This window comes from Pseudomonas brassicae (assembly GCF_010671725.1).
Classification (GTDB): Bacteria; Pseudomonadota; Gammaproteobacteria; order Pseudomonadales; family Pseudomonadaceae; genus Aquipseudomonas; species Aquipseudomonas brassicae.
Window position 1 is genome coordinate 1 of sequence record NZ_JAAHBU010000466.1, and the last position, 6761, is coordinate 6761.

10 protein-coding genes and 1 pseudogene are annotated in these 6761 nt (G+C 65.4%); 1 reads left to right on the forward strand and 10 read right to left on the reverse strand.

Translation table 11 applies throughout. From position 1 onward, the window contains the following. The coding region (locus G3436_RS24465) for a FecR domain-containing protein (protein WP_178116595.1) at window positions 1-384 on the forward strand (384 nt) is incomplete at its 5' end. Between the two features lie 82 nt (window positions 385-466). Here the strand turns inward: G3436_RS24465 and G3436_RS24470 are convergent. The 10 genes and pseudogenes from G3436_RS24470 to G3436_RS24515 form a co-directional block, all read right to left on the reverse strand. After that, complete coding sequence (locus G3436_RS24470; protein ID WP_163950460.1) at window positions 467-1306, reverse strand: CsgG/HfaB family protein; 840 nt, start codon at window positions 1304-1306, stop codon at window positions 467-469. A 30-nt stretch (window positions 1307-1336) separates the two neighbouring features. Beyond that, window positions 1337-1753: a curli assembly protein CsgF gene (locus tag G3436_RS24475; RefSeq protein WP_163950462.1), complete on the reverse strand. Its 417-nt coding sequence runs from the start codon at window positions 1751-1753 to the stop codon at window positions 1337-1339. Continuing rightward, a complete protein-coding gene (gene csgE / locus G3436_RS24480; protein ID WP_163950475.1) occupies window positions 1750-2145 on the reverse strand; it encodes a curli production assembly/transport protein CsgE in 396 nt (131 codons plus the stop codon). The genes G3436_RS24475 and csgE overlap by 4 nt, the downstream gene beginning before the upstream one ends. After that, window positions 2142-2672: a type II secretion system protein gene (locus G3436_RS24485; RefSeq protein WP_163950493.1), complete on the reverse strand. Its 531-nt coding sequence runs from the start codon at window positions 2670-2672 to the stop codon at window positions 2142-2144. The genes csgE and G3436_RS24485 overlap by 4 nt, the downstream gene beginning before the upstream one ends. Next, window positions 2647-3021 (reverse strand): type II secretion system protein, encoded by a 375-nt coding sequence (locus tag G3436_RS24490; RefSeq protein WP_163950478.1) that lies wholly within the window; start codon window positions 3019-3021, stop codon window positions 2647-2649. Before G3436_RS24490 ends, G3436_RS24485 begins: the two co-directional genes overlap by 26 nt. A gap of 5 nt (window positions 3022-3026) precedes the next feature. Beyond that, complete coding sequence (locus tag G3436_RS24495; protein ID WP_163950481.1) at window positions 3027-3500, reverse strand: type II secretion system protein; 474 nt, start codon at window positions 3498-3500, stop codon at window positions 3027-3029. Next, the gene (locus tag G3436_RS24500; protein ID WP_163950484.1) at window positions 3497-5335 is read right to left on the reverse strand and encodes a secretin N-terminal domain-containing protein; all 1839 of its coding nucleotides are present in this window, start codon (window positions 5333-5335) and stop codon (window positions 3497-3499) included. The genes G3436_RS24495 and G3436_RS24500 overlap by 4 nt, the downstream gene beginning before the upstream one ends. After that, the gene (locus G3436_RS24505; protein WP_163950487.1) at window positions 5332-5832 is read right to left on the reverse strand and encodes a hypothetical protein; all 501 of its coding nucleotides are present in this window, start codon (window positions 5830-5832) and stop codon (window positions 5332-5334) included. The genes G3436_RS24500 and G3436_RS24505 overlap by 4 nt, the downstream gene beginning before the upstream one ends. After that, entirely contained in the window at window positions 5832-6377 is a 546-nt protein-coding gene (gene pilO, locus G3436_RS24510) for a type 4a pilus biogenesis protein PilO (protein ID WP_163950490.1), read from the reverse strand. The genes G3436_RS24505 and pilO overlap by 1 nt, the downstream gene beginning before the upstream one ends. Continuing rightward, a pseudogene (locus tag G3436_RS24515) lies at window positions 6364-6761 on the reverse strand (PilN domain-containing protein); the annotation flags it as partial. The pseudogene G3436_RS24515 and the gene pilO, both read right to left, overlap by 14 nt.

Genomic DNA, 6761 nt, shown 5'->3' on the forward strand with positions numbered 1-6761 from the left:
GTGCGCCAGGTCACGCTGAGCGACAACAGCCAACTGTGGCTCAACCACAATACCCGGGTAGACATTGCCTTCACCCCACAGCAACGCCGCCTCGTGCTGATCCAGGGCGAAATCCTGCTCGACAGCAGCAATGACCCTCGCCCCCTGGTCATCGAAACCCCCAGCGGTGAAGTGCGTGCCAGGCATGGACGTATCAGCGTCGATTACCAGCGCAACGGCTCTTATGTGAACGCAATGGCGGGCGATGTGTACGTGCACCCGCGCCTGGGCAACGCCAGCCGGCTGCCCAGCGGCAAGGGCGTATGGATGCGCCGGGCCGGCAGCAGTTGGCAATGGAGTGTGCAGCCGAGTCGCTTCAACAACCAAGGATGGCCGGCGCCATGACACCGCTATCGTGCTGCTGGCGGCCAGGCCATGGGTAGCAAACTTGCCGAGAAACTGGCGCATCGCGCCAGCAAGAGTCGATTTACTGCTGCTGATACTGGCTCAGATACTTGTCCAGCACCGCCTTGTCGCCGCTCCCATCCCCCGCCACCTGCCACAACCGCCGCTCGATCCCCTGCGCCAGCAGATGCCCCACCGCCGCCTCGATCGCCGACAGTACGCACAGTTGCGCCGGCTCGTTGGTGGTGTACCCCACCTCCGCCTCCAGCAGTTTCTTGAACTCGATGAACTTGAACACCCCGGCGCTGCGCCCCACCGAGTAGATGGTCTTGCTGGTCATCACGTTGGCCAGCACCTGCCCACTGCGCACATCCACCGCGCGCAGGTTCACCGACACCTGGTCCACACGGTATTCGCGCGAGATGTCGATGCCCAGATAACGCGCGCCCTCCCCACCACTGCGCACGTTGGTGTCGTAGGCAATGATGCCGCCCTCCAGCATCAGGTTGGCCGCCTGCAGCGGCGGCAACTCGCCCTGGATGTTCACCGGCGTATCGGGCTTTTTCTGCGAAGCACGGATGATCTTGCGCTCGGTCAGCAGGTTCTGCAGCCCTTCGCGCTCCAGCACCACGAACCAGCCACTGGCCTGCAACGCGTCCATCAGCATGCTCGCCGCACCCTGGGTCACGCTGGTGGAGAAGGAACTGGCCGGGGTCGGCTTGTATTGCCCGGTCTGGTCGCGAAACCCATACACCACCGCCATCAGCCGGCCCTTGGGCCGCGGCATGTTGAGCAGGTCGTAGTAGGTCGAGGCACGCGGGGTCAGCGTCGGGCTCTCGGTGTCATCGGCCGGCATCGGCTCACGCAGGCCGCAGCCCTGCAACGTCGCCAGTACCAACAGCACACTCAGTAGTCGTTTCATGTCGTTCACTCCCCATTCACGCACGGCGGCTCAATTCAGGCCGTTGACCTGGATTTCCGAAACCTCGCCGGTCGCCCGGTCGGTCACCTGGATACTCAAGGAGCCGGAATCATCGATCACGTTGATGATGAAAGAGTCGGTCGACATGCTCCCGGTGTTGCCGCTGGAAATGTTGTCCATCAGTTGCGACAGCAACCGCGACTCCAGCTGATTGGTAAAGCGCTCCAGCGCCGTGGTGCCGGCCACGCCGGTACGGCTTTTGATCGACGGGTCTTCGTAGTCGTTCTGTGCCTGGGCATTGTTGAGCAGCCAGGTGCCGTTCAACGGGTTGCCGCCGAACGAGGGGTTGATCGGGGTGTAGACCAGCTCGGTCGCACCGGCCTGGCTGCCCAGCACACTCAGCAGCACGAAACCCGTCAGGCTGCAGGCTTTGTAGTTGTTGTTCATAGCTCGTCCCTCTCCAGATCGGTGGTGTCCTGCAGCAGCGACTCCAGCTTGCGCCGGACGATCTCCTGCTTGACCAGGTCGGCCGCCTCAAAGGCAGCCTCCTTGAGTTCAACGGTGTTGGGCGGCAGAAAGCGCCGGTAGATCACGCGCTGCTGGTACTCGACAGTCACCAGGCTGCCCCAGCGGGCATCCGGCTTTTCACGTACCACCAGGTTGAAATCCAGGCGGCTGGTGGCACGCAGCCGCTCGGCAAAGCTGTAATAGAAGTCGTGGCCGATGTGCGAGATGGTCGAGTCGACGATGAAACCCATCATCTCGTCCTCGTCGCCGGCATGCGCCTGGGCACTCAGCAGCACCAGCAGCAGCGCGGCAATGCGCAGCCGGCGATTCATTGCCCGGCCCCTGTACGTGAGCCCTTGCGGGCGTTGTCGACAAAGGCGCGCTCGGCCGCGAACTGCCAGTCGGCGTAATGCCCCACCCCTTCGAAATCAGCCCACTGCGCGTTGAACCCGGACTGCTTGAGCGGGGTGTCCTGCGAGCGGCTGTAGACCCCGGTGATGCGCCCGTCGATCGAGCGCAGCAGGCCCCAGTCGTCACTGGCGGTGATCGGATCGCGGTACAGCTTGCGCAGGTGGCGCCGCGGGTTGGGGTAGCGCGCATCCTCCAGCAGTTCGTCCAGGGTCTGCGGGTACTGCGCCAGGCCCGGCGACTGGCGGTAGTAGCTGCGCAACGCCTGGGCGTACTGCGTGCCCACCCACAGCAGTTCGCGCTCGCGGTCGCGCTTGGCCACGGTCGACCACAGCTGGCCGGTGACGGCCAGGCCGATGCCCATCAGCACGATCAGCAGCAACACCCCCAGGTAGGTAAAACCGCCCTGGCCTGCGGCGCCGCACTTACCACTCGGCATAAAGGCTGCCATCACGCGCCCTCCCGGTTGCACCGCTCTTGATGTCGCCCACCCCGCCCGCCGTGCCTTCGGGCGGTGGCAACACCTGCCACAGGTCGCGCCGTTCGGTGATCGGGTCCAGCGGCGCGGCACGCAGGTAGCGCTGCTCGACCAGTTGCTCCAGCGATTCGGGGTAGTGCCCGGTATCGCCGTAGTAGTGGTCCAGCGCCTCGCGCATCACCGCCAGGCTCTGGCGCAGCGTGGTTTCCTTGGAGGTCTGCAGGCTGTTGAAGTAACGCGGCATGGCGATGGTCATCAAAGTGGCGATGATCGCCATCACCACCAGCAGTTCGATCAGGGTGAAGCCCTTGTTCTGGCGCATGCTGTTCACCACTCGCCGTAGGCGATGCCGTTGAGGCCCTTGCCGGGGGCCTGGGAATACACGTCGAACACGTCCTGCCCCTCGCGCGGGCTCTGCGCCGGGCTGTCGTAGCTGCGCAGGCCCCAGCCGCCGGCGTCGTCGCGCTTGAGCGGACGCAGCGGGTCGTGGGGGATGCGGCGCAAAAAGTAGAACTTGGCGCCCTTGGCACTGCGCACATCGCGCACCCCGTCCACCAGCACCGCCAGGCTCGGTGGGTAACCGCTGCCGTCGAGGCTCTTTTCGAGGTAGCCGGCGTCATAGGCGCGCTTGTAGGCGTCGATGGCGTCACGCAGCTGGTACAGGGCGGTCTTCAATTCCTGCTCCTTGCCACGGCGCACCAGCGTTTCGGTCAGCGGCGCGGCAATTGCGGCCAGCAGGCCGACCAGCGCCAGCGTGAGCATGACTTCGATCAGGGTGAAACCGCCTTGGCTGCGTTTCATGGTTCAAGGCTCGCTGCGCTCGGTACCGCGGCCAGCGGCGGCGCATCGGCCTGCCCGGCCACTTCGCCACTGCGGTTGAGGTTGCGGATCTGCATGCTGGTTTCGGTGCCGGTGGCGAACTCCATGTCCGACGGGCTCTGGTACGGCAGGTTGCGCACGATGCGCGGGGTGATCGACAGCACCAGTTCGGACTTGCCGTAGTTGTCCTTGTTGCTGCCGAACAGCCGGCCCAGGCCGGGGATGTCGCCCAGCCCCGGGATCTTGTTGCCGCTGGCGTCATGGTCGTTGCGCACCAACCCGGCCAGGATCTGCGTTTCACCGTCGTGCAGGCGCAGCGTGGTCTGCGCGTTGCGGGTGTCGACCTGCACCGGGATAGTGCCCTGGCGGGTCGGCTCCAGCGGCGTGGCATTGCTGACTTCCAGGGCGATCTTGATCGCCACTTCGTTGTTCAGGTGCACGATGGGCTGCACTTCGAGCTTCAGGCCCACGTCCAGGTAGGTCACGCTCTCGGTGATCACCGGGCCCTGGGTCGAAGGCACCGAGGTAGCGCTGATGATCGGCACGCGCTGGCCAATGTGAATGCGCGCCTGCTCGCGGTTGCTCACGCGGATCACCGGGCTGGCCAGGGTGTTGATGTCCTTGTCGGCCGCATTGATCTTGAGCTGTGGCGAGGGCGAGATGGAGATGCGCGAGGAGTCGATGCCGCGCAACTGGTCGAGCACGCTCACGCCCTTGCCATCGCTGGACAGCACGCCAAAGGTGTTGGGCCATTGCAGGCCCAGGTCGAGGATGCGCGAGCGGGCCACCTCCATCACTTCCACTTCCAGCACCACTTCGGGGTTGGACTGGTCCTGGGACTGCAGCAGCTTCTCGGCCATGCGCACCGCATCGGGGGTGTCGCGCATGGTCAGGGTATTGAGGCGTTCGTCGACGAACACGTCGCGGGTCTTGAGCATGGTCTTGACCATGTTCAGCGCGGTGTTGGAATCGATGCTGGTGAGGTAGAAGGTGCGCATCACCAGTTCCTGGTAGTCCTTGGTCTTCTGCGGCGAATCGGGGTAGATCAGCAGGGTGTTGTCGTTCACCACCTTCTGGTGCAGCTGGTTCTGTTCCAGCAACAGGGCCACGGCGTCCTCGATGCGCACATCGCGCACGAAAATCGTGGCTTTCATGTCGGGGCGCAAGTCCTTGTCGAAAATGAAGTTCAGCCCCGCCACCTGCGACAGCACCTCGAAGATGGTCTTGAGGTTGGCATCGCGAAACTCCAGGGTCACCGCCCGGTCCAGCTTGCTGCGCAGTTGCGGGTTGGGCTGGGCGGTACGGCTCTGCACCCGCTCGATGTCCTTGCGCAGGGCCAGCCCGCCTTCGTTCTGCGGGTCGAGCAAAAGCACTTCGCGCATGTGCCGCTCGGCCCCGAACAGGTCGCCCTGGCGCAGCGCCGCCTGGCCCAGCGCGGTGCGCTCGCCGATGTTGCGCAGCTGTTCGATCTGGCGCACCGCTTCCTGGGCGCGGCGGTTCTGCGGCTCGATGGTCAGCACCCGTCCGTAGGCCATGCGGGCCCCGCCAAAATCATGCCGGCTGCGGTCGCTGTCGCCCTGGGCCAGCAGGTTTTCCACCGCCTTGGCGCGGCCCTGGGCCAGTGCGATGTTCAGCTCGGTGTCACGTGGCGCCTCGGCCAGGGCCTGTTCGAGGGTGGCCAGGCCCGCCTCGTATTGCCCTTCATTGATCAGGGCCTGGCCGTCTTTGCGAACGCCGCTGGTGCCGCAGCCGGCCACGGCCACGAACAGCGCCAGCAGCAGGAACGGTGCAGTAGTGCGAAGGCGTGGCGAATTCATGGTGCGCTCCCTACAGACAAGGTCTGGGACAGGTGCAATGGCAGGTAGACCAGGCTCAGCTCCGTGGCGGAGATCTGCTCGATCCGGTAGGTGTCGTCGATCACGTCGCCGCGGCGCACGACGTAGAGCTTTTCACCGCTTTGCAGGAACACCTGCTGGTCATCACGATCGTCCAGGCGTCCGACGAACTGGAAAGGCAAGGCCGGAGCCACCGGCACCACCACCGGGGCGACCACCACGGCCGCTTGCTCGGTGACGCTGGCCAGCACGGCTGCGGGCTTCCAGCTCTTGCTGGCGAACAGGTCCACCGGGCTCACTGCTCTGGCCCTGCTAGCGACTGGCGGCGTAGCCGAGGCTGGCAGCCGCGAGGCCACTGCGCGGGCGACAGGGGCGTCGTTTTCAGCCTCTGGCGCGTCGAAGAAGTAGCCCGGCGCCCAGGCCAGCACGGCAGCCACGCCAAGGAACGCCGACCAGCCGAGCATGCGTTGAGTGTTCATCACGACCTCGACAGGTAAAGGGTCATGCGGATACGCCCGGTCAGCTCGCTGTCACCGATGCGCTTGCGTTGCAGGTCGATGTCTTCGAGCACCAGCGCCGGCATCTGGCCGAGCAGCGCATGCAGGAAGCGGCGGATCTGCGGGTACGTGCCGCGCAGCGGCAGCAGGATCTGATAGCGCGCCAGGCGGGTCTTGGGGTCCACACCCAGGGCGTACTCGCCACGCGCCAGGGTGATCTTTTCGGCGCGGGCCAGGCCATAGATGTGCTCGATGGCCTCGGTGGCCTGGGGCTGGGCCGGCAATTGGCGGTGCAGGTCCTGCAGCGGGTCCTGTGCCTGCACCGCCACCTGACGCTCGCCACGTGCCAACTGGCGCACCTGCTCGGCGAGTTGGGCGTCCTGCACACGCAGGGCCTGGAGTTGTTGCCACTGCGGCACCAGGCTGACGCCGTAGAGCATTGCCAGCAGCACCAGTGCGCTGCCGCCGAGCAGCGGCCCGCCAAGGCGCTGCACCTGTTCATGAACGATCAGGCTAGAGATGTGCATCGCCGCTCTCCCAACTGGCCGACAGGTTGAACTGCACCGGGTGCTCGGGTTGCTTGGCCTGGATCTCGTGGTTGAGCAGCGACACATCACGCAGCTCGGCACTCGCTTCCAGGCGCTTGTGAAAGGCCAGCATCGCTTCCAGGTCGCGGGCTTCGGCGCTGATGCGCAGCTGGCCCTTGCGTGCATCGGGGGTCAGGGTGAGCAACGCCACATCGTCCTGGGGCAAGGCTTCGAGCATCGCGAACAGGCGCTCCCACGGCCGTTGCAACTGCTGTGACACGCTGCGCATCTGCGCCAGGCTCTCGGCCTCTCGCGGCTTTGCGCCGGGCTCAGGCCGGGCTGGCTGCGCGGGCGCATGCCCAGTTGCTGCTCGGCCTGCTGCAC

Excerpts from the sequence above, each read along its gene's own strand:
- G3436_RS24495 (WP_163950481.1), bottom strand. The coding sequence starts at position 3,500 with ATGAAACGCAGCCAAGGCGGTTTCACCCTGATCGAAGTCATGCTCACG.
- csgE (WP_163950475.1), bottom strand. The coding sequence starts at position 2,145 with ATGAATCGCCGGCTGCGCATTGCCGCGCTGCTGCTGGTGCTGCTGAGT.
- G3436_RS24505 (WP_163950487.1), bottom strand. The coding sequence starts at position 5,832 with ATGAACACTCAACGCATGCTCGGCTGGTCGGCGTTCCTTGGCGTGGCT.
- G3436_RS24490 (WP_163950478.1), bottom strand. The coding sequence starts at position 3,021 with ATGCGCCAGAACAAGGGCTTCACCCTGATCGAACTGCTGGTGGTGATG.
- pilO (WP_163950490.1), bottom strand. The coding sequence starts at position 6,377 with ATGCACATCTCTAGCCTGATCGTTCATGAACAGGTGCAGCGCCTTGGC.
- G3436_RS24485 (WP_163950493.1), bottom strand. The coding sequence starts at position 2,672 with ATGGCAGCCTTTATGCCGAGTGGTAAGTGCGGCGCCGCAGGCCAGGGC.
- G3436_RS24470 (WP_163950460.1), bottom strand. The coding sequence starts at position 1,306 with ATGAAACGACTACTGAGTGTGCTGTTGGTACTGGCGACGTTGCAGGGC.
- G3436_RS24500 (WP_163950484.1), bottom strand. The coding sequence starts at position 5,335 with ATGAATTCGCCACGCCTTCGCACTACTGCACCGTTCCTGCTGCTGGCG.
- G3436_RS24475 (WP_163950462.1), bottom strand. The coding sequence starts at position 1,753 with ATGAACAACAACTACAAAGCCTGCAGCCTGACGGGTTTCGTGCTGCTG.